Raw genomic sequence first — 20,343 nt, 5'->3', positions numbered from 1 at the left:
AAAGGAAACATCTGCAGATTGCGCAGCGTCATCCGCATGAACCCTCGGCCTTTAACTTCAGTCAAAAAAGAATTGCGGCAAGAGCGGGAATAGTTCCGCCAATCGCAGACCGCACTTTTCCGAGGAGAGATTCATGAGGACCACTACCACTGCACTGGTCGCCGGACTTGCGCTTGCGCTGCTGTCGGCCTGCCAGAAAACCCCGGAACCGAAGACATCGGCTGCGGACCCGACACCGGGTTCATCACCGGCAGTGTCGCCGGCGCCGCCGGGCGGATCGGTTGCCTTGCCTGCAGATAAGATGCCGCCGTCCGATGCCGCGGTGCCGCCAGTGACAGCGTCAGCGGATACCAAGGGTAACAGCGGGGATGCGAATACACCGACGCAGGCCAATCCATCGGCCTTGCAGAAGCAGCAGGAACAGGGAACGATGCCCCATTCCGGGCAGGTGAACAATCATTCGGTGCCGGAAACGACAGGCACCGGGAAGTAAGGCAAGCAGGGGGCGCAAGGCGCGCCCTGCGGACTACGAAGCCAGCTTCGCCGCCACGTCCTTCTTTCCCATCTTCCGCAGAGCTGCAATTGCGACGAGCTGCGACTCGCGGGGCCGGGTCTTTCCGGATTCCCAATTCGCAACCGACTGGCCCGAGACGCCCAGGATCTTGGCAGCGGCCACGACCGACAGGTCCAGCCTCTTGCGCTGCGCCACAAGACCCTTGGCGCTGAACCGAATGCTCGAACCACCGGTTTCATCTTCCGGCTGTTCCAGAGCTGCCGTCTTCCTCTCGGCCTTGGAGGTTTTCTTCAGCTGCTGTTCAAGCGCCTTCACCTGGCGTTTGAGCTGGGCGATTTGCGAGCGATAGGACGACATGGCCTTCTTCGTCGCAGCAGATTCGCTGCGGAGTTCTTTGCGTACGATGCGGGTGATTTCACTTTTCAGCACGTTGGCGATATTTGGCATGGCTCTTTTCTTTCGAAGATTTGACTGGTATGCCCGGCGTTATTGCGTAGAAACACAGGAACCATAGAACAATACCACTCAATTCGTCCAAATATGCATCGCCGCTGTATCGCGAAGGGTGAATCCATGCCGCCCAGACCGTGCGAACGACACCGGTATGCCATGCCGCCACAGGGGAGTATTCTCCCCTGCCTTGGTTCACTGCAGATAGTACGTCGCATAGAAATGCGCGAATTCGCGGAGGTCGTAGTCCCGCACCCAAAGGTGCAGGCCATTCAGGACGACGCCGGGCGCATAGACCAGAACGCCGCCGACGTTGATGCAATGTGTGTCGGTCGCGGACTGCAACGTGCAAGGAACGAGCGCCGATCGTTGCGTCGAACCAAAGTTGGCCGCGTCGTCAAACGACTCGGAAACGCCTGTGGTCGCGTTTTTGCGGCTCGAGAATACCTTGACCTGGGTGGGCGGCAAGGCACCCGGCGGTACGATCCAATCGATGTCCATGTCTTCCGCCTTGAAGCCTTCCAGTGCGACAAAACCGGTCGCCTTGCTGGCGCCGATGATGTCGGTGACTACCCCAGGCTGAAGCGCGGCAATCGGCTTGGTGCGCAATTCGTCGATGCTCAGCGCACGGGCAAGCGTCTTGTAGGTCTGCGTTGCATTCGGCGTCGTGCCGGTGTTCCCTTTCAGGTAATAGTCGAACTTCCAGGTGCTTTGCTGCGGGATGGCAACCAGGTCCGCATCCGTCAGTGCGGTCGGATTGAACACCAGGTGCTTCTCGGCTGTGGCAGGGTTGCCGGTATTGGTGGCGCTCGCGTAGACGCTGCGCATGCGCAGGAAGTTCGTCCCGCTGGGCAAGCCATTGATTGCCAGTGTCATGTTGCTGCTGCCGCTATTGGAGAGCAGCGTGAATTGCTGGCCGGTGGGCGACGTGACCACCACCTTGGACAGCGTGCCGTCATTGGCCACGTTGAAGGTGTAACCGGTGCTGTAGTAGGTGGAATTGGGCTGGTTCACGAATTCGCGCAACTGATGGTACGCATTGACACCGCCGTCATACGCATACTGGTTGCCGATCAGGCGCAGCTTGCCATCGCTCGCGGTCAACCTTGCAACGAAGGCGCCGGTGCCCGAGTCGCCGGTCGTTTGCGTATTGCGAAAGGCGAACACGATATCGCCATTGGTGCGGGAAAAGACATAGAAGCCACGATCGAAGATCATGCCGGTGCCGTCAGTGGTGAAGATTGCGTTCAACTGCGTCCTTGGCCCGGTGCCCACACGCCTGCCGTTATGCTTGTAGGTGGTCGGATCGTTGCCGTAGAAGACGTCCTTGCAAGCCGACGCCTTGATTGCGTCCGCGGTGGAAGGGTTGACGTTGGGCGTGCTTACGCGCTCGCTCACTTGCAGGGCAAGGCACTTGTTCAACCGCTGCAGCAAATCGCCGATTTGCGACGCCGTGCCGCTGGGCGGAAGCACGGCCGCGCTGACGCTGGCAAGCGAGGGCAGGGTAGTAGTGGCGCTCGTAAATTGCGCGACGACGGGCTGCGCCTCGTCGCTCGCCTGCTGCTTGATCGCGACTTCGATATTGGTGCTGGTGGCGCTGCTGGGTGTGATCTTGATCAGCAGGGAATCGAGTGCGCGGTCCATACCGGTGCCGTCGGCGCTGAACTTGGCGGTCAGGGGATTGGCGGTGACGCCGGTGGCATCGAGCACGGGCTGGATCAGTGTCGTTACCTCAGTGACGCGAGCGGCAACCTTGGCTGTCGAGACCAGGTCCGCGCTGGTGCGCAGTTCCGAGGCCAGCCTGGCCGGGTCACCGGAGGGTGACAGGCGCGAAGCGACCAGGGTCGTGACAGGCGTGACGTTGATGTTCTGGCTGGACGTGTCAGGTGCGACGCTATAGAGGCTGGTGTCGTCGCGGGCTGCCTGCACCACAAAAGGAGGAGTGGCGCCCCGAATGAGCGTGATGAAGTAGTTGCCGGTGGTGGAGGTGTTGCCGGATCCGACGACGACACCATTGCGATCGCTGTAGGTGATCCTGGCACCGGAAAATGGTGCGCCGGTTGCCGCCGTGCCGAAAAACACGGTCTGTCCGTTGAGGTTGAAGGATGGATCGGTGCCATCCATTTTATTGACTGCGGCAATGATATCGGTCGAGGTGACGGCGGCGGCAACGGCGATGCCCTTGCTGATCGAATCTTCCGGCGTGTTGTAGTTCAAGCCCTGCTGCACGGCGAAATAGTTGGCCGCGTCGGCCTTGTTGTCGAGCAGGTCTGCCACGTAACCGAAGGTCGCGTCGCTCTTGAAGGTATGCGCCGACGCCAGGATGGTCTTGACCAGCGAGCCGCGTGTCGCGGTCTTGTTGGCCAGGCTCGTGGTCCAGTAATTCAGGCCATCGGCATCCGGCTGGGAGCGGCCCAGCACGTTCTTGTAGATGATGGTGACGAAATCGGCATCGGTCATCGCGCTTGAATACCCGGTCAGCGAGGTGTACTGGACGGCCGCGTCATAGAACGACTGGCTGATCTGTTCGATCGTCTGGCCAGCCTTGAACTGGTCGATCCAGTAGGACAGGCCGTCCGCGTCGGGGACGCGGTTGAAGAAGGCGACATAAAGCTCGATCAGCGACTTGAGGTCTGCAGCTGAAATACTGGCGGCTTTGTCAGCCACCCCGAGGTTGACAGTGACATCCGAAAACTTGATGCTGCGCACGTTCGTCAGTGTCGTCGTGCCGTCGCCGCCGGCATTGTCCTTGACCTGCCAGCCTGTGCCTGATCGGGTGATGGTGTAGTTTCCGCGCGGGGCGGAGAAGGTGGCACTATCGGTGCCGATGACCGGCGCAAACTGAGGTGTCGCCCGCCGGACGCTGCCCGATAACTCGACGGCGGAGTCGCCTCCACAGCCCGCGATTGCTACGGCGATTGCCATCACCCATCGTGTACCTTTGTCCATGATGCCCCCTTCCCCAGTGCCTGAAATGCAACGACGCGGCCGGACGCACAGGCCGAACGGAAATCATGCTGCACGAGGGAAAGGTAGATGTCGCAATGAGCGATCGCGCCGCGATACGCCTGTCCGGTTCCAGACTCCCCCTGAATTGAAACCGAGAAAGAGTAGCTGACACTTTTTTTATTTTTGTAAAAGACTACTCTTCATGCGGTCCGAAGTCGATTGATTCGGGGAATTTTTTCAAGAAGAAAAAGTCCGGATGATGTTGGCTCAAAGCAAGCACGCAATTTTCCGCGCGCCCTTGGGGAAAGTGTTCGCCCTTACCGCTGCGCGGCGCCGGGGTAGAACAACTGCTGGCCTTCGACACGGAACGCAGCGATTCGCTTCTGCCCGGCATCCGATGTAATCCAGCGAATCAGTTGCATCGCGCCGTTGAAATTGACCCCTTTGTGGCGCGCAGGATTGACCGCGATGATGCCGTAGGGATTGAACATGGCGGGGTCGCCTTCTACCGCGATCACAAGTCCTGTCCTGGCCTTGTAGGCAACATAGGTGGCGCGGTCTGTCAGCGTGTATCCCTTCATCTCCGCAGCCATGTTCAGCACTTCACCCATGCCGAGGCCGGCGGACACATACGCATCGCCCTCCGGCTTGACCCCGGCCTTCTTCCAGTACGCCTGTTCCATCTGGTCGGTGCCTGAATTGTCGCCGCGCGAGATGAAGCGGGCCTTCACCTGGACGATTTTGCGGAACGCGGTGAGCACATCCTTCGTCCCCTTGATGCCGGCCGGATCGGACGCCGGGCCGACGATGATGAAGTCGTTGTACATGACGTCGCGCCGCTCCACGCCGTACCCTTGGGCGACAAACTGGTCTTCCGCCGGCCGCGCGTGGACCAGCGTGACATCGACGTCGCCGTTCTTCGCCAGTTCCAGTGCCTTGCCGGTGCCGACCGAGATGACCTGCACCTTCAATCCGGATTGCGATTCGAATGCGGGAAGCAGGTAATTCAGCAGGCCGGAATTTTCCGTGCTGGTGGTAGTGGAGAGCTTGAGGACTTGCTGCGCCAGTCCTTCCGGCGCAAGCCACAGCAGGGAAAGGGACAGCACGGCCTGCAGGAATGTTTTCATCCGTCGTTAATGCCTTTTCATCAAATGACCTTTCGCAGCCGGTTCTGGCGCGCCTGCAGGCGGCCGTCGCGCAGTTTCAACCGCTCCACGTTGGGCAGGGAAATCAGGTCGCGGTCGTGGCAGGCCATGACGACCGTGCGTCCGTCCGCGACGAGTGAAGGGATCAGCGCGATCACCTGTTCGCGTGCGGCGCCGTCAAGGTTCGAGGTGGGCTCGTCGAGCAACAGGAGCCGTGGCTCGAGCACATGTGCACGGGCCAGTGCGACGCGCTGCTTTTCGCCACCGGAGAGCGTGGCCGGCTTGCTCTTGCGCAGGTGTCCCACCCCCGCCCATTCCATCGCTGCGTCGACACGCCGTGCGATTTCGTCGGCGGCAAGCCCGCGCGTCTTCAGGCCGTATGCGATGTTGTCGGCGACCGAGGTGGAGAACATGACCGGATGCTGATGCACGTAGACGACAGCATCGCGCAGGCAGCCGGGGTAGGGAGCGAGCGTGACCGGCGTATCGAGAAATCGCACCGATGCCAGCTCGGCGGGTTCCAGCCCGGCGAGAATGCGCAACAGGGTGCTTTTGCCGGTACCGTTCAGCCCGGTCAGTGTGTAGGCGGCGCCCTGGCGCAAGACCAGCCGGTCGATGTCGAACAGCAGCCGTTCGCCGAACCGCTTCTTCAGGCCGCTCACCTCGAGCATGGCGGTCATGCGCTTCTCCCTGCGGTCTGGGTGTCGCCTTGTGCAAACACGAGCGCGGCATTGATCAGCAACGCAATCGTGACGAGCACGATGCCTAGCGCGATGCCCTGTGCGAATTCGCCCTTGCTTGTTTGCAGCGCGATGGCGGTGGTCATGGTGCGCGTCTGGCCTGCAATATTCCCGCCGATCATGATCGCGCAACCGACTTCCGAAATCACGCGGCCGAAGCCGCTGATGACGGCGGCCATGATGCCGAAGCGGACTTCATGCAGCACAGTGAGCATGGTTTCCCAGCGCGATGCGCCCAGCGTGACTGCGGTCTCCGCAATGCGGGGATCGGCGGCCTGCGTGGCGGCGAGCGAGAAGGCGGTCAGCAGCGGCAAGGCGATCAGCACTTGCCCGGCGATGATCCCGCTTTGCGAAAACAGCCACTGCAGCTCGCCCAGCGGCCCCTGGCGCGACAGCATCAGGTAAAGCAGCAGGCCGACCAGCACGGTCGGCAGCGACAGCGTGGCCTGCACCAGCCAGATCACGACGCGCCGGCCGCGAAAGGCATGGGTGGCGAGGCCATAGCCGGCAAGCACCGCGAGCGGGGTCGCGATGACGAGCGCGGCGAGCGTGGTTTTCAGGGATACCCAGATGATCCGCCACAGCTCGGCATCGCCGGAGAACAGGAGGGAGAAGGCGGCGTGGACGGCGTCGATCAGGTGCATGTCCGGTCAGGCGACGCGCAGCACGTCGGCGAGGTGGGTTTCCATGATCAGCCTTTCCTTGCCGGTCAGCGCGAGGAAGTGCTTGCCGGTGCAGCGCGCCAGCAGCGTCATGCAAAGCCGTTCGGCGACCATGTGCCCCATCTGCGTGGTGCCGGAGCGCGACAGCAGGAAGGGGATGCCCATCTGCGCACCCTTGATCACCATTTCGGACGTCAGCCGGCCGGTGGTGTAAAACACCTTGTCTTCGCCGGTCAAACCGTCCAGCCACATCATGCCGGCGATCGAATCGACGGCATTGTGGCGGCCCACGTCTTCGATGAAGTAGAGCAATTCGCCGTCAGCAGTGAACAGCGCGCAACCGTGCACCGAGCCCGCCTGCTTGTAGATGGACTGGTAGGTACGGACCGTGTCGACCACGCGGTACAGCACCGACTGCCGCAGCCGCGCATCCGGCGGCAACACGATGCGGTCGATTTCGTCCATTAGCCCGCCGAACACGGATCCCTGTCCGCAGCCGGTGGTGACGACCTTGCGCGCAGTCCGTTCCTCGATGCCGGCGATGCCCGATACTGTCTTCACCGCGACCGCATCGACATCCCAGTCGACCGTGATCGATTCCACCTCGTCGATCGAGGCGACCAGCCGCTGGTTGCGCAGGTAGCCGAGGGTCAGCGCTTCGGGCGCGGCGCCCAGCGTCATCAGCGTGACCAGTTCCCGCTTGTCCACATAGACGGTGAGCGGCCGTTCCGCCGGGATCGAGATCAGGGACAGGCGCCCGCGCTCATCCATCGCCTCCACCTCTCGGGTCAGGGGAGCGCTGGCGTTGGTCATGTGCGGGCGGCGGGGCATGGCGTGCTTTCGGCTCGTTGGTCAGGTTCACTTCTTCGTCGGGGCGGCGGCCTGGGCAGCGGGTGCGGCCGCCTCAGGAGCAGGCGCTGCTGCGCTTGGCACATAAGGACCGGGATCCGCGCAGGCGGGCGTTTCCACCGTCTGCTTCGGCGCGCCCTCCTTGGTCTTGTGGTATTGCTTGGCCACGCGGTCCTGCGCCTGGCAGAGCTTGTAGGCGGCAACCTTTTCACCCCATGCGGCCTTGTCCTTCGCCGCCGCGGCTGTCGCGGCGGCTTCCGGCGATTGCGGCGGCAGCTTGGCGACGGCGCTGCCCATGCCAAGCAACAGGGCGGTCAATACGAGTGCGATGCGCATCGGATTCTCCTTCATACCTTGACAGGTGACGGCGTGCCATCCGGACCTTGCTGCGAACGAACGCGCGGAATTTCGCCGCGCTGCACCTGGTCGTACCAAAGGTCGTGATGCTCCTTGGCCCAGGTGTCGTCGACATAACCGTGCCGCATCGCGTCGTACGCGCCTTCCATGCCGAGCGTGCCGAGGTAGATATGCCCAAGCGCGCCCGCCGTCATCAGCGTTGTCGCCAGCAGGTGGATGATGTGGGTGAGCTGCATATTGGCGCGCGTGTAGGCGATGCCGGGCACCAGCATGTCGAGCACGAAGCCGGACGCACTGATGATGAGGCCGAGTACGACGAGGCCGCCCCAGAACCAGATCTTTTCACCGGCATTGAAACGTCCGGAACTCGGTTCCGTAGCGCCCCTGCCGCCGAATAGTCCGCCGAAGCGCATCAGCCAGCGGATGTCGTACGCCGCCGGCACGTTGTCGCGGACATACATGACGAAGAACACGATGATCGAGACGGTAAACAGCGGCCCGACGAAGTTGTGCGCGGTCTTCAGTGCATAGGTCAGCCAGCCGAACAGCGTGTGGCCGATCACGGGCAGCAGGATGTAACGGCCGAACAGCATCACCAGTCCGGAGACGGCCAGCACGACAAAGCTGATCGCCACCGTCCAGTGCACCGCGCGCTCGGCAGGTGTGAAGCGTTCGATGCGACGGCCGGTCGGCGCTTCCTTGTTCCGGATCTTGCCGAAGATAGAGTACAGCAGCGCCAGGATCGCCAGCGCAGCGAGGATGAATCCGGCGCCGATCGCGGTCAGCGGGCCGTTGCGGTAGCGGCGCCACGCTTCTCCGGCCGTGGTCGCGCGGTCCTGTCCGATGAAGCGGGCAGCGGGCTGGATCAGCACACCGGCTTCCGGCGCCGGGAGGCTGGAATAGTGCTGCGCGCCGCTCACCACTTCGCGCCATACCGGCGCATTGTTGCCGGGCTGGTCGCGCGTGCGTTCAGCCTGATTCTGCTTGAGGATGTCCTGCGACTCTACATTCGGCAAGGCGGCGGCTGGAGCCGGTGCGGGTGCAGGCGCCGTCTGCGCGTTCACGGCGGACGCTGCCAGCATCGCGGTAAAGGCCAGGGCGGCAATTCTTCGGTTCATCACGTTGTCCCTCCTGGGGCGGACGCCGCCTCAATTCGTCTTCGTGTACTCGTTCTGCAACTGGCCCCGCGAGCGGATCTGGTTTTCCCAGCTTCCCTGGTTGCCGGGATTCCAGCCCTTCACCACATGCGGGTTGTTCGCCCCTTGCCAGGCTGCGGTATCGCCGCGGTTGGTGTTGCCGGTGGACTTGGACTGGTTGGGTTCGCCGCACGCGACTAGCAGCGTGGCGGATGCGAGGAGCAGGGTAGCGCGCTTCATGATTTTTTCCCCGTCGGTGAGGTTGCCTGGTTGGGCGCCTTGCCGTAGGCGGTGCCCCATCCCCATACCTCGCTGCCCTTGCCGCGATGGATCACCCGGGTGCGGAAGATTTCCGCAACCACGTCGCCATCGCCGCCCAGCAGTGCCTTGGTCGAGCACATTTCTGCGCAAGCCGGCAGCTTGCCTTCGGCCAGGCGGTTGCGGCCATACTTCTCGAATTCCGCTTTCGAGCCGTTTTCTTCCGGGCCGCCCGCGCAGAAGGTGCACTTGTCCATCTTGCCGCGCAGGCCGAAGGTGCCGCTCGACGGGAACTGCGGCGCGCCGAACGGGCAGGCATAGGAGCAGTAACCGCAGCCGATGCAGGCATCCTTGTTGTGCAGCACCACGCCCTCGTCGGTGCGGTAGAAGCAGTCGACCGGGCAGACCGCCATGCATGGCGCATCGGAACAATGCATGCAGGCGACCGAGATGGTCTTTTCCTGCCCGACGACGCCGTCGTTGATGGTGACCACGCGCCGGCGGTTGACACCCCACGGCACCTCGTTCTCGTTCTTGCACGCAGTCGCGCAGCTGTTGCACTCGATGCAGCGTTCCGAGTCACAAATGAATTTCATCCTTGCCATGTCGTCACTCCGTCAGGCGGTGAAACGTTCGATATTGCAGATCGTGGTCTTCGTTTCCTGCATCATGGTGACCGAGTCGTAGCCGTAGGTGGTCGCCGTATTGACCGCCTCGCCGCGCACCACCGGCGCCGCGCCCTCCGGGTAGAACGGGAGCAGGTCCTTGCCCTGCCACCAGCCCGAGAAGTGGAAGGGCATGAATGCCGTATCCGGGCCGACGCGCGGCGTCACCAGCGCCTTCACCTTCAACCGCGCCCCGGTCGGTGTGCTGACCACCACATACTCGCCGTTGCGAATACCGCGCTGGCTGGCGGCCTGCGGGTTGATCTCGACAAAGGAATCCTGCTGCAGTTCGGCCAGCCACGGATTGGAACGCGTTTCCTCGCCGCCGCCTTCATACTCGACCAGACGTCCGGAAGTCAGGATGATCGGGAATTTCTCGTACAGCTTGGCTTCGACGTTCTTCTGCTGCACCGACTTGTACAGCGTGGGCAATCGCCAGAACGCCATCTTGTCATCGTGCGTCGGATACTTCGCGACCAGGTCCGGCTTGGTGCTGTACAGCGGTTCGCGGTGCAGCGGAACAGGATCGGGGAAGTTCCAGACCAGGGCGCGCGCCTTGGCATTGCCGAAGGGATGCACACCGTGCACCTTCAGGCAGACACGCTGGATGCCGCCGGACAGGTCGGTCTTCCAGTTCTTGCCCTCGGCCGCCTTCTTTTCTTCCTCGGTCAGGTCGTCCCACCAGCCGAGCTTCTTCAGGAGGATGTGATCGAATTCCGGATAGCCGGTCGTGATGTCGGAGCCGACCGAATGCACGCCATCCTCCGCCAACAGGTTGACGCCGTCGCGTTCGACGCCGAAGTTGGCGCGGAAGCAGCCGCCGCCATCCATCACATGCTTGGTCGTGTCGTACAGGTTGGCCGAGCCGGGATGCTTGAGTTCCGGCGTGCCGTAGCACGGCCACGGCAGGCCGAAGTAATCGCCTGTCAGGTCATAGCCGGTGGCCGGATCCTTGCCGCCCTTGCACTTCAGGGTCTTCACATCGAACAGGTGCATGTTGCGCATGTGCGCCTTCAGCCGCTCGGGTGACTGCCCGGTGTAGCCGATAGTCCAGGTGCCGCGGTTGATTTCGCGCAGCATCGATTCCGGCTCCGGCTCCATCATGCCGCCCTTGCCGGGCACCAGCTTGAGCTTGGCGACCAGCTCCTTGCCGAAGCCGAGCTTCTCGGCCAGCTGGTACATGATCATCTGGTCGGTGCGCGATTCGAACAGCGGCTCGATTACCTTCTCCCGCCATTGCAGCGAACGGTTGGAAGCAGTCACCGATCCTGCCGTCTCGAACTGGGTTGCGGCAGGCAACAGGTAGACCGCGCGGTTCGGGTTGAGCTGCTGGCCGTCCACCGTCATCGCTGCCATCGCCGCCGTCGCCGACGGGTAGGGATCGATCACGACCAGCAGGTCCAGCTTGTCGAGCGCCTTCTTCATGTCCAGGCCGCGCGTCTGCGAGTTCGGCGCGTGGCCCCAGAACACCAGTCCGCGCACGTTCTGGTCCTGGTCGATCAATTCATTCTTTTCCAGCACAGCGTCCACCCAGCGCGAAACCGTCGTACCCGACTTTTCCATCATCGCCTGCGACGCATACTGCTTCTTGATCCACTCATAGTCCACGCCCCACACCGTTGCCCAGTGCTTCCAGGCGCCGGTCGACAGGCCGTAGTAGCCGGGCAGGGAGTCGGGGTTGGGGCCGACGTCGGTCGCGCCCTGCACATTGTCGTGGCCGCGGAAGATGTTGGTGCCGCCGCCGGAAATGCCGACATTGCCGAGCGCAAGCTGCAGGATGCACGAGGCGCGCACCATCGCATTACCGATCGTGTGCTGGGTCTGGCCCATGCACCAGACCACGGTGGAAGGCTTGTTCTTCGCCATCGTCTCGGCGGCCTGGCGGACTTCCGCTTCCGGCACGCCGCAGGCTTCCTGCACCTTGTCCGGAGTCCACTTCATGACTTCCTCGCGGACCTTGTCCATGCCATACACGCGGTCATTGATGTATTTCTTGTCTTCCCATCCATTCTGGAAGATGTGGTACAGCATGCCGTACAGATAGGGGATGTCGGAGCCCGAGCGGATGCGGACGTACTGGTCGGACTTGGCGGCGGTGCGGGTGTAGCGGGGATCGACCACAATCACCCGGGTGCCATTCTCCTTCGCGTGCAGCATGTGCAGCATTGAGACCGGATGCGCTTCGGCGGCGTTGGAGCCGATATACATGATCGCCTTGGCGTTCTGCATATCGTTGTAGCTGTTGGTCATCGCGCCATAGCCCCAGGTATTGGCGACGCCGGCGACGGTCGTCGAGTGGCAGATGCGCGCCTGGTGGTCGGTGTTGTTGGTGCCGAAGAACGATACCCACTTGCGCAGCAGCGCCGCTTGCTCGTTGTTGTGCTTGGACGAGCCGATGAAGAACATCGCGTCCGGTCCGCTTGCTTTCCTGATGTCGAGCATGCGGGCCGAGATTTCATTGAGCGCCTCGTCCCAGTTGATGCGCTGGTATTTCCCGTTGACCAGTTTCATCGGGTACTTGAGCCGATACTCGCCGTGGCCGTGCTCGCGCAAGGCCGCGCCCTTCGCACAGTGGGCGCCGAGGTTGATCGGCGAATCGAAAACCGGCTCCTGCCGTGTCCAAACGCCGTTCTCGACCACGGCGTCAACCGCGCAGCCGACCGAGCAATGGGTGCAGACGGTGCGCCTGACCTCGACCTTGGCGCCGGCTGCCGGCTTATCTTCGGCCGCCCTGGCTTTCTCGATCAGGTTCAGTTGAGAAATCGCGACGCCGCCTGCGATACCGATGCCGGAACGCTTGAGGAAGGTACGCCTGTCCATGGTCGGCAGTGCGCGTGAAAGGCTTTCAGCAAGGCTGGCACTGAAACGGTTGGGCGAGCGCTGTCCCGGCTGCCCTTTGCGAGTCAACAGCATGTTCATCTCCCTGAGCGGTTAGATGGCTGTGGTGCGGTAATACTTCTTGATGTGGTCGGTCAGGCGGTACCCGTCACCTTGCGGCTCCTTTGCGGGTTCGGGTGCAGCCTGTACAGGGGACTTGGAAGCAATTTTGGCGGCAACGCCTGCTGCCGCAGCGCCGCCCAGCACGGCAAAAAACGTTCTCCGGGCGATCTTGGTCTGTTGGGACATCGTTGTCTCCTTGGTGTAGTACACCGGCGAAGTACTCTGCGGTACTTGTCAACTCAAGTTAGCACAAAAATGGTGCAAGCGATTGATTGCACACAAGCGATCAAGCCATGTCGAACGCCTGCGTTTCGACTTCAAGAAATTCCTTTGCCAGCCGCGCGACCTCCGCATAAAACACCGCCTGCGGATGATGCATGATGACGTCGCACATCTCGCCCGCCCAAGGCTGCAGGTGCGTGCTGAAGAACTGCTTCTGCGTGGCTAACCCGTTGTGCACCGCATCGTCGGACTCGATCAGGTAGCGCATCACCTCGCATAAGGCGGCAATATGGTCTTCGCTCTCGGGCATGCTTTCGCTGCGCTGCAACGACAACGCGACAAGGTCGTCGCGCAGCGCCGCCAGCGGCTTTTCCATCAGGAAGCCCGACAGGTAATACGACGCATACAACATGATTTCCGGCTTGCCGACGCCGATGAAAAGCGACTCGTACTCATCGCGGACTTTCTGCGCATCGGCGTCCTCGCATGCCTCGGCGAGGTCGTTCCATGCCTGCTGGAGGACGCCGTTCCCTGCCGCAGGCGCATGGGCGATGGCATCGAGCAGGTCCTGCGCCGGCGGTCCGTAAAAGAGGCCGGCCAGCAGGCGATACAGATCGGCACGCGCGGCCTCTTCGCCACGGTCGGGGGCTTCGAACTTGAGCGTATGGGTGCTGGCAAGGGTCATTGGCGCTTCCGTTTCACCGTTTCACATCGAGGATGCTTACTTCCTGCTTGTTCTCCATCATGTCCACCACGCGGCAGTCACCGCACATCTTGATGCGGTCCAGGTTGCCGGCAAAGGCGCCGTGGCCCGCAAGCCGGGTCAGCATGTTCTCCACCATCTGCAGGGTGCCGAAGGGCGCACCGCAGCGGATGCAATGGAAAGGCTCCGCTTCATTCAGCACCACCCGTTCCCTGGCGCGGCTGTCGAGCAGGAGACGCGGGGTCAGGGAAATTGCGTTTTCCGGGCAGGTCTTCTCGCACAAGCCGCACTGCACGCAGTTCGCTTCAATAAAGCGCAACTGGGGCTTGGCCGGATTGTCGATCAATGCCGATTCCGGGCAGGCGCCGACACAGGACATGCAGAGGGTGCAGGCCGAGGTGTTGACGGCGACGGCGCCGAAAGGCGAACCGGCAGGCAGCGCGATTTCGGTCGCGGGAACTGGCGCATGCGCTACCAGGTGGTCGATGGCGAAGCGCAGGGTGGTGCGCTTTTCCGCGTCGACGTGGAACGTGGCCGGGGCGGCCGGCACGGCGGCTGGTTGCGGTCGCTGCAGCTCGGTGTCGAGTTCGAGCGCGCTGGATGCCTGCAGCAGTTCGATGTGCCTCCCTTCGTACCCGAGAGCGGCAAGAATCGATCGGGAGATGCCTGCCTGCTGTTCCAGCGCGTCCACATACTGAGGCGCCTCCTCGCCCGTCAGCAGGATGAGGACGTTGCTTGCACCGAACGCAAGCGCACTGAGCCACACATCAATTCCCGCAGAGGCAACATGGTGCATCGCAACGGGGATCACGCGCGCGGGTACGCCGTGCGCACTGCGTGTCCCTGCCATCCGGCCCAGCGCATCGATCAATGCAGCGCCACTTTCTTCGCTGTGCAGCAGCAAGGCCGGCTGCTGTCCGCCTGCCTTCGCATACGTAGTCAGCAATGTCTGCAGCTTCCGGCCAAGGTCGGACGCGCGCGGGTACGCATAGGTCATCGCACCGGACGGACAAACCGTGGTGCACGCGCCGCAGCCGGCGCATAGGTGTGGATTGACGGTAACGTGGTCTCCGGCGGAACTGATCGCGCCGGCCGAGCAGATATCGATGCAGGCGCTGCAACCGGTCTTCTTGTTGCGGCCATGGGCGCACAGCTTTTCTTTATACGCAAAGAACCGGGGCTTGCTGAATTCGCCGACCAGTTGCGTCAGCTGCAACGCGAATTCCGCCTCGCGCACCGGATCGCCGCCGGGTGCGAAGTATCCTTGCGGCGGCTGGTGCAGGCTGATGAGGGGCTGATCAGACAGGTCGAAGACGAGATCGAATTCCTTCTCGCGGCTGGTGGCGCTGCGGGTAAAGTCGATTGCGCCTATCGCTTCACAGGCTTTCACGCAGTCGCGGTGGCCGGTGCACGCCGCCATATTGATCTGGTAGTCGAGGCCGATCGCGTCTTCCGGGCAGGCGTTAATGCAGGCATTGCAGCGTGTGCACAACTCAAGGTCGATCGGATTCGCCTGTTCCCAACGGACCTTGAAGGCGCCCAGCCATCCGTCGACGCGCACCCGGTTGCCTGAAAAGACTGGATAACGGCGTTCGAGCAAGACATCGTTTCCGCTCACCGAGGTCAGGAGGATGCTGACCTCGAGTTGCGCCGCCAGCCGTTCGGCCCACGGCATGACGCGCGTCGATGGTCCGACCAGCAACACATTGCCGCCGGACATGTAATCGACTGACGGCACCGGCTCCGGATCGGGCAGGGCCGCTGCCGCGAGCAAGGCCGCCATTTTCGGCATCGCCTGCCTCGCTTCCTTCCCCCAGCCGCCTGTTTCGCGAATGTTGACGAAGCGTATCGGTGCGACTGTCTCGCGCTGCGCGGCCAGTTCCGAAAACAGCGCGCGCTCCTGGGTGCAGGCCACTACGACCTGGTCGCTGCCCTCCAGCGTGTCAAGATAGGCGCCCACCTCCCTGCGGCATAGCTGGGAGGCAACGGGCAGTGCGGATACGCCAACGGCGTCCGCGATTGCGACGCCGGCAGCCGCATCGAGCGGCATGGTGCGATTGCAGTTACAGACTTTGAACCGGGTTGCCATCGTTGGGCGCTTCCTCTTTGGGTGGGTGATCCGTTACGGCCACGCCTTTCTCGGCGGCGGTGTCCTGCGCAGCCTCGTCAGGAGGGGTCAGCAGCGCAAACGGGTCGAGCAGCGACTGCGCGTGGTGGAGCGCGGCCAGGACTGCTGCGGGAATGGGCGTGAAGCTGTGGTAATCCTCTATATAGACATCCAGGCCATCCATCACATTGAAGTGGGGATCGGCAAACAGCTTTTTCATCGCGGAGCGGCGGACGGTTTCGTCGACACCGGGCGCCACAAAGCGCGAGAAGTCTGCATCGGGCGTGAGCAGGGCGACGTCATCCAGTGTCGGCGCCGGAAGCGGCTGCTCCGGCACCCGTGCAAGCTCCCGTTCGGCAGCGGCATCGGCGTTGCGCTTGGACCAGCGCTCGAAAAAGCTTTCAGCCTCCATGCGCGCCTCCCTCCGCCCGCGCCATTTCCTCGACGGCAGCGCCGCCTTCGAAGGAAGGCTTGCGGCGCTTTTTCTTGGGCTCGGGCCGGTAATGCTCGGCGACGTAGGCAGACAAGCGTTCGATTACAGCAGGGGAAGCGGGCAGGGTATCGACCTGTTCGCCGCCATCCATCAGCCGCGCGGCTTCGTTGTATGACAGCGTAACTTGCCGCGGCACAGCAATGTCCTGGCCGTCGCGGACTTCCATCCTCCACATCACGAACCAGCAGGGGGCAGGGGACGAGATGTTCAGGTAGTAGCCTTCCGATTCGTCGGTGTACAGGCTGATGTCGAAACCGCCGAACAGCCAGAGTGCCCCGTCGTCACCGGAACGCAGGCAGCGGCTGCCGGCGGCGGCCAATACGGGATCTGCCGTGATCTCAATCGGCTTCCATTGGAAGGGCTGCCATCGGTTGGCCAACGGTGTGCACTGCATCATTACCGCGACCGAAAGGAATGCTGTCTCCATCTGCTCCGCCAGCGCTTCCTGCGCTTGTCTAATTTATGGGAACATGTTTTTTCATAGTGCGACAAAAATCAGGAATGTAAAGTTTTTCTTTACAGATAGTTGATCCACGATAGGCGGGATGCACCCAACAGTTGCTGAATATCATCTATTCTTGCTGCGCGAATCGACAGCCTGCACTGGCGGCGTCTACAATTTTTTGAATCCAAGTAAACTTGTATATCGATGACGATCCCAACTTCACAGATCACTGGATTGGTGCTCGCTGGCGGCCGCGGCTCCCGGATGGGCGGCGTCGACAAGGGACTGCAGACATTCCGCGGCGGGCCCATGGTGCTGCAGGTGATCATGCGCCTCGCGCCGCAAGTCGGCCCGCTGCTCATCAATGCCAACCAGAACATCGGGCCGTATGAAGGCTTCGGCTATCCGGTATGGCCGGACCAGCTAGGCGGATTCGAAGGGCCGCTCGCCGGCTTGCAGACCGGGTTGTCGCACTGCGAAACCGCCTACCTTGTCACTGCGCCGTGCGACTCGCCTTTTCTGCCTGAGGACCTGGTCGCGAACCTCGCCGATGCACTGGACGCGGCTGACGCGGAAATTGCGGTTGCAGTCACGGAAGAGGATGAGCGGCGCACGCATCCGGTGTTCGCGCTGATGAAGACCACCGTACTTGCGAGCCTGGATGCCTACCTGCAAGGTGGCGGGCGGAAGATCGAAACCTGGTATCGCTCGCTGCGTTTCGTCGAAGTCCCATTTGCGGATGCGGATGCCTTCCGCAATATCAACACGGTGGATGAGTTGCGCCGCTTCGAATAAACCTGAGACACCATGCCCTCCTATTCCACACTTGCCGACCTGACCGGCTGCTTTTCCGATTACGATCCCGATGCCTTGCCGGTTGAGAAGGCGCAACAGATCGTGCGCGATTTCGTCACTCCTGTCGAGGCAGTCGAAATGGTGGCACTGCGCAGTGCCCTGGGCCGAGTGCTGGCACGTGACATCATTTCGCCCATCGACGTGCCGCAGCATGACAATTCCGCGATGGACGGCTACGCGTTTTCGGGCACGGCGCTGGCGGGTACGGAGCGTGTTTCGCTGGAAGTGGTGACGACGGTCCTTGCCGGCGGCCGCAGCGAGGACGCCATCCAACCGGGACAGTGTGCGCGTATCATGACTGGGGCGCCGATGCCGGGCGGTTGCGACACCGTCGTCCCGCAGGAATTGACACAGGCATCGTCGCCCGGCATCGTGACATTTGCCCCCGATGCAGTGAAGGCAGGCGATAACCGGCGCCTGCGCGGCGAGGACTTGAAGGCAGGACACCCCGCGCTTGCAAAGGGCCGTCTGTTGCGCCCCGCCGACCTCGGGCTTCTGGCGTCGCTCGGCATCGCGGAAGTCCCGGTGCAGCGCCGGCTGCGCGTCGCCTTCTTTTCCACGGGCGACGAATTGCGCTCCATCGGCGAGTCGCTCGGAGAAGGCTGCGTGTACGACAGCAACCGATACACCTTGCATGGCATGCTGACCCGGCTCGGCTGCGAACTGATCGACATGGGCGTCATCAAGGACGACCCGGTGTCGCTGGAAACCGCGTTCCGGACTGCCTGCGAAAACGCCGACGCAGTGATCACGACAGGCGGCGTGTCGGTCGGCGAGGCCGATTACACGAAGCAAATCATGGCCAGCCTGGGGGATGTGACGTTCTGGAAGATAGGCATGCGTCCAGGCCGGCCAATGGCATTCGGCCGCGTGACGTCGAACGGAAAAAGCGCCTACCTGTTCGGCTTGCCGGGTAACCCGGTGGCCGTCATGGTCACCTTCTACTTTTTCGCCCGCCACGCGCTGCTGCGCATGATGGGTGCGCATGCCGCGCCGCTGCCGATGCTGCGCGTTGTGTCGGAGTCCGGCATCCGCAAGAAGCCGGGACGCACCGAGTACCAGCGCGGGATTCTTTTCGTCGGTGAGGATGGAATGCAGCGGGTGCGCATCACCGGTTCGCAGGGCTCCGGCATCCTGCGCTCCATGGTGGAAGCAAACTGCATGGTGGTGCTGGGTGACAACCAGGGCCCGGTCAAGGCAGGGGACATGGTTGACGTGGTCGTCTTCGAGGGGCTGGTCTGAATTCAGAAGATCAGCTTGAGCACGCCGGTCACGACCAGCAAACCGATCAGGAAGATGATGCCGATGATCCAGAGCAGGATTTTCATGTGCAGGTTCCTTCGCCGCTGTTGAAAATAAACTTGCCGAATACGATATAAAAATGACAATAGCTTCCGTGAAAAGTTCCAAGGCCATCCCTGCAGCAATCTTTCGAAATCGCCTCTTTGACTTGTTAAGACGACTGGTCATATAATTCGACCATGGCACGCATCGCAGGCAAAACCACCACCCCGAACCAGTTACTCGACGCCGGTCGCGAACTGTTCCTGACCCACGGCTATAACGCCACGGGCATCCAGCAGATCACCGACCTTGCGGGCGTACCGAAGGGTTCGTTTTACAACCACTTCGCCAGCAAGGAAGTCTTTGCGGCAACGATCATTGACCAGTACGCCGAAGGCTTGCGGAACAACTGGATCGACATGATGAGCGCGGCGCCGCCGGGGCCGCTGGATGCAATCCGCTATGCCTTTGCACAACTGATTGCCAAGCATGAATCGGACACCTGCTGGAAGGGCTGCCTCGTCGGCAATTTTGCTGCCGAGATGTCCGAAGCCAGCGATCTGTGCCGCGAGCGGCTTGCCACAGCGATGAAAGGCTGGCGCTCGTCCCTGGCCAAGCTGATCCGTGCCGCGCAGGAAGCCGGCGAAGTGCGGCAGGACATGGATGCGGCGGCGCTCGCGGCGCTGATCTGGGATATGTGGGAAGGCGCGATATTGCGCATGAAAGTGGAGCAATCCACCGCGCCCCTGCGTGAAAGCACCAACCTCGTACTGAATCACCTTTTGCGGCCGGCTTGAGCGGCCGCTTCCATCACCTCAACAGATAGGTAGGGAGAATATGAGCAAACAAACCGAGCAATTCCTCGCAGACGTCCTGTTCCAGCCGGTCGCCTTGGGCAAGCTGCAACTCAAGAACCGCATCGCGATGGCGCCGCTGACGCGCAACCGCGCGGAGGCTGGCAACGTGCCGGGCGCAATGACGGTCGAATACTATGCGCAGCGTGCCGGCGCCGGCCTGATCATCGCCGAAGCCACCCAGGTCTCCGACACCGCGCAGGGATACGCCAGCACACCGGGCCTGCATACGCAGGAACAGATCGCCGGCTGGAAAAAAGTCACTGACGAAGTGCACAGCCGCGGCGGACGCATCTTCGTGCAGCTCTGGCATACCGGCCGCATGTCGCATAGCGCATTCCAGCCCGACGGCCAGGCACCGGTCGCGCCGTCCGCGATTGCCGCCAAGGCCAAGACCTATGTGCCCGGTACCGGTTATGTCGACACATCAGTGCCGCGTGCGCTCGCAACGGAAGAAATCGCAGCCATCGTCAACGATTTCCGCACCGCCGCGGCCAACGCGATCAAGGCCGGCTTTGACGGCATCGAAATCCATGGCGCACATGGCTACCTGATCGACGCCTTCCTGCGCGACGGATCCAACAAGCGCACCGACCAGTACGGCGGCAGCATCGAAAATCGCGCCCGCTTCCTGCTAGAAGTGATGCAAGCCGCGATTGACGAAATTGGCGCCGACCGCGTCGGCATCCGCCTGTCGCCGGTATCGCCGGTCAAC

Annotated in this window: 22 protein-coding genes; 5 read left to right on the top strand and 17 right to left on the bottom strand. The window is 62.3% G+C overall.

Features of this window, described 5'->3' with window-relative positions:
* Positions 1-133 precede the first annotated feature (133 nt).
* Positions 134-493: a hypothetical protein gene (locus AYR66_RS15255; protein ID WP_088708203.1), complete on the top strand. Its 360-nt coding sequence runs from the start codon at positions 134-136 to the stop codon at positions 491-493.
* 33 nt (positions 494-526) lie between these two features.
* Here AYR66_RS15255 and AYR66_RS15250 read toward each other — a convergent pair whose 3' ends face one another.
* From AYR66_RS15250 to AYR66_RS15175, 16 genes are all read right to left on the bottom strand, one after another.
* Positions 527-961, bottom strand: a complete 435-nt coding sequence (locus AYR66_RS15250) for a helix-turn-helix domain-containing protein (protein ID WP_088708202.1) — start codon at positions 959-961, stop codon at positions 527-529.
* Positions 962-1,159: 198 nt separating this feature from the next.
* Positions 1,160-3,913 (bottom strand): DUF4214 domain-containing protein, encoded by a 2,754-nt coding sequence (locus AYR66_RS15245; RefSeq protein WP_088708201.1) that lies wholly within the window; start codon positions 3,911-3,913, stop codon positions 1,160-1,162.
* A gap of 317 nt (positions 3,914-4,230) precedes the next feature.
* Positions 4,231-5,040 (bottom strand): ABC transporter substrate-binding protein, encoded by an 810-nt coding sequence (locus AYR66_RS15240; RefSeq protein ID WP_088708200.1) that lies wholly within the window; start codon positions 5,038-5,040, stop codon positions 4,231-4,233.
* Positions 5,041-5,060: 20 nt separating this feature from the next.
* A complete protein-coding gene (locus AYR66_RS15235) occupies positions 5,061-5,738 on the bottom strand; it encodes an energy-coupling factor ABC transporter ATP-binding protein (protein ID WP_088708199.1) in 678 nt (225 codons plus the stop codon).
* Positions 5,735-6,442, bottom strand: a complete 708-nt coding sequence (locus tag AYR66_RS15230) for an ABC transporter permease (protein WP_088708198.1) — start codon at positions 6,440-6,442, stop codon at positions 5,735-5,737. Before AYR66_RS15230 ends, AYR66_RS15235 begins: the two co-directional genes overlap by 4 nt.
* Positions 6,443-6,448: 6 nt before the next feature.
* On the bottom strand, positions 6,449-7,291 hold the full coding sequence (locus AYR66_RS15225) for a formate dehydrogenase accessory sulfurtransferase FdhD (RefSeq protein ID WP_088708197.1): 843 nt from the start codon (positions 7,289-7,291) through the stop codon (positions 6,449-6,451).
* Positions 7,292-7,318: 27 nt separating this feature from the next.
* Positions 7,319-7,645, bottom strand: a complete 327-nt coding sequence (locus tag AYR66_RS15220; RefSeq protein WP_088708196.1) for a hypothetical protein — start codon at positions 7,643-7,645, stop codon at positions 7,319-7,321.
* An 11-nt stretch (positions 7,646-7,656) separates the two neighbouring features.
* Positions 7,657-8,784, bottom strand: coding sequence for a formate dehydrogenase subunit gamma (locus AYR66_RS15215; protein WP_088708195.1), 1,128 nt, complete (start codon positions 8,782-8,784; stop codon positions 7,657-7,659).
* A 30-nt stretch (positions 8,785-8,814) separates the two neighbouring features.
* Positions 8,815-9,042, bottom strand: coding sequence for a hypothetical protein (locus tag AYR66_RS15210; RefSeq protein WP_088708194.1), 228 nt, complete (start codon positions 9,040-9,042; stop codon positions 8,815-8,817).
* Positions 9,039-9,665, bottom strand: coding sequence for a formate dehydrogenase FDH3 subunit beta (gene fdh3B, locus AYR66_RS15205; protein WP_088708193.1), 627 nt, complete (start codon positions 9,663-9,665; stop codon positions 9,039-9,041). Before fdh3B ends, AYR66_RS15210 begins: the two co-directional genes overlap by 4 nt.
* Positions 9,666-9,677: 12 nt before the next feature.
* A complete protein-coding gene (locus AYR66_RS15200; protein WP_088708192.1) occupies positions 9,678-12,638 on the bottom strand; it encodes a formate dehydrogenase subunit alpha in 2,961 nt (986 codons plus the stop codon).
* Between the two features lie 18 nt (positions 12,639-12,656).
* Positions 12,657-12,851, bottom strand: a complete 195-nt coding sequence (locus AYR66_RS15195) for a hypothetical protein (protein ID WP_088708191.1) — start codon at positions 12,849-12,851, stop codon at positions 12,657-12,659.
* A 100-nt stretch (positions 12,852-12,951) separates the two neighbouring features.
* Complete coding sequence (locus AYR66_RS15190) at positions 12,952-13,572, bottom strand: TorD/DmsD family molecular chaperone (protein ID WP_088708190.1); 621 nt, start codon at positions 13,570-13,572, stop codon at positions 12,952-12,954.
* A gap of 13 nt (positions 13,573-13,585) precedes the next feature.
* Complete coding sequence (locus tag AYR66_RS15185; RefSeq protein ID WP_088708189.1) at positions 13,586-15,679, bottom strand: 4Fe-4S binding protein; 2,094 nt, start codon at positions 15,677-15,679, stop codon at positions 13,586-13,588.
* Positions 15,654-16,109, bottom strand: coding sequence for a DUF3306 domain-containing protein (locus AYR66_RS15180; RefSeq protein WP_141104083.1), 456 nt, complete (start codon positions 16,107-16,109; stop codon positions 15,654-15,656). Before AYR66_RS15180 ends, AYR66_RS15185 begins: the two co-directional genes overlap by 26 nt.
* Complete coding sequence (locus AYR66_RS15175; RefSeq protein WP_088708187.1) at positions 16,099-16,617, bottom strand: DUF3305 domain-containing protein; 519 nt, start codon at positions 16,615-16,617, stop codon at positions 16,099-16,101. The genes AYR66_RS15180 and AYR66_RS15175 overlap by 11 nt, the downstream gene beginning before the upstream one ends.
* Before the next feature lie 222 nt (positions 16,618-16,839).
* Here AYR66_RS15175 and mobA point away from each other — a divergent pair, with 222 nt between their 5' ends.
* Together mobA and moeA are read left to right on the top strand one after the other, a co-directional pair.
* A complete protein-coding gene (gene mobA, locus AYR66_RS28920) occupies positions 16,840-17,430 on the top strand; it encodes a molybdenum cofactor guanylyltransferase MobA (protein ID WP_170942159.1) in 591 nt (196 codons plus the stop codon).
* A gap of 12 nt (positions 17,431-17,442) precedes the next feature.
* Positions 17,443-18,732, top strand: coding sequence for a molybdopterin molybdotransferase MoeA (moeA, locus tag AYR66_RS15170; RefSeq protein ID WP_170942158.1), 1,290 nt, complete (start codon positions 17,443-17,445; stop codon positions 18,730-18,732).
* Between the two features lie 2 nt (positions 18,733-18,734).
* On the opposite strand, the gene AYR66_RS28915 is transcribed toward moeA, so the two are convergent.
* On the bottom strand, positions 18,735-18,878 hold the full coding sequence (locus AYR66_RS28915; protein ID WP_170942009.1) for a small membrane protein YohP: 144 nt from the start codon (positions 18,876-18,878) through the stop codon (positions 18,735-18,737).
* 93 nt (positions 18,879-18,971) lie between these two features.
* Here AYR66_RS28915 and AYR66_RS15160 point away from each other — a divergent pair, with 93 nt between their 5' ends.
* Positions 18,972-19,571, top strand: a complete 600-nt coding sequence (locus AYR66_RS15160) for a TetR/AcrR family transcriptional regulator (protein WP_088708185.1) — start codon at positions 18,972-18,974, stop codon at positions 19,569-19,571.
* A 40-nt stretch (positions 19,572-19,611) separates the two neighbouring features.
* Positions 19,612-20,343 (top strand): alkene reductase (locus AYR66_RS28910; protein WP_170942311.1); only part of this gene is annotated, 732 nt, incomplete at its 3' end.

It is taken from the genome of Noviherbaspirillum denitrificans (assembly GCF_002211445.1).
Classification (GTDB): Bacteria; Pseudomonadota; Gammaproteobacteria; order Burkholderiales; family Burkholderiaceae_D; genus Noviherbaspirillum; species Noviherbaspirillum denitrificans.
The sequence above is the reverse complement of the archived record's forward strand: the minus strand, read 5'-3'. Positions and strand labels throughout refer to the sequence as shown.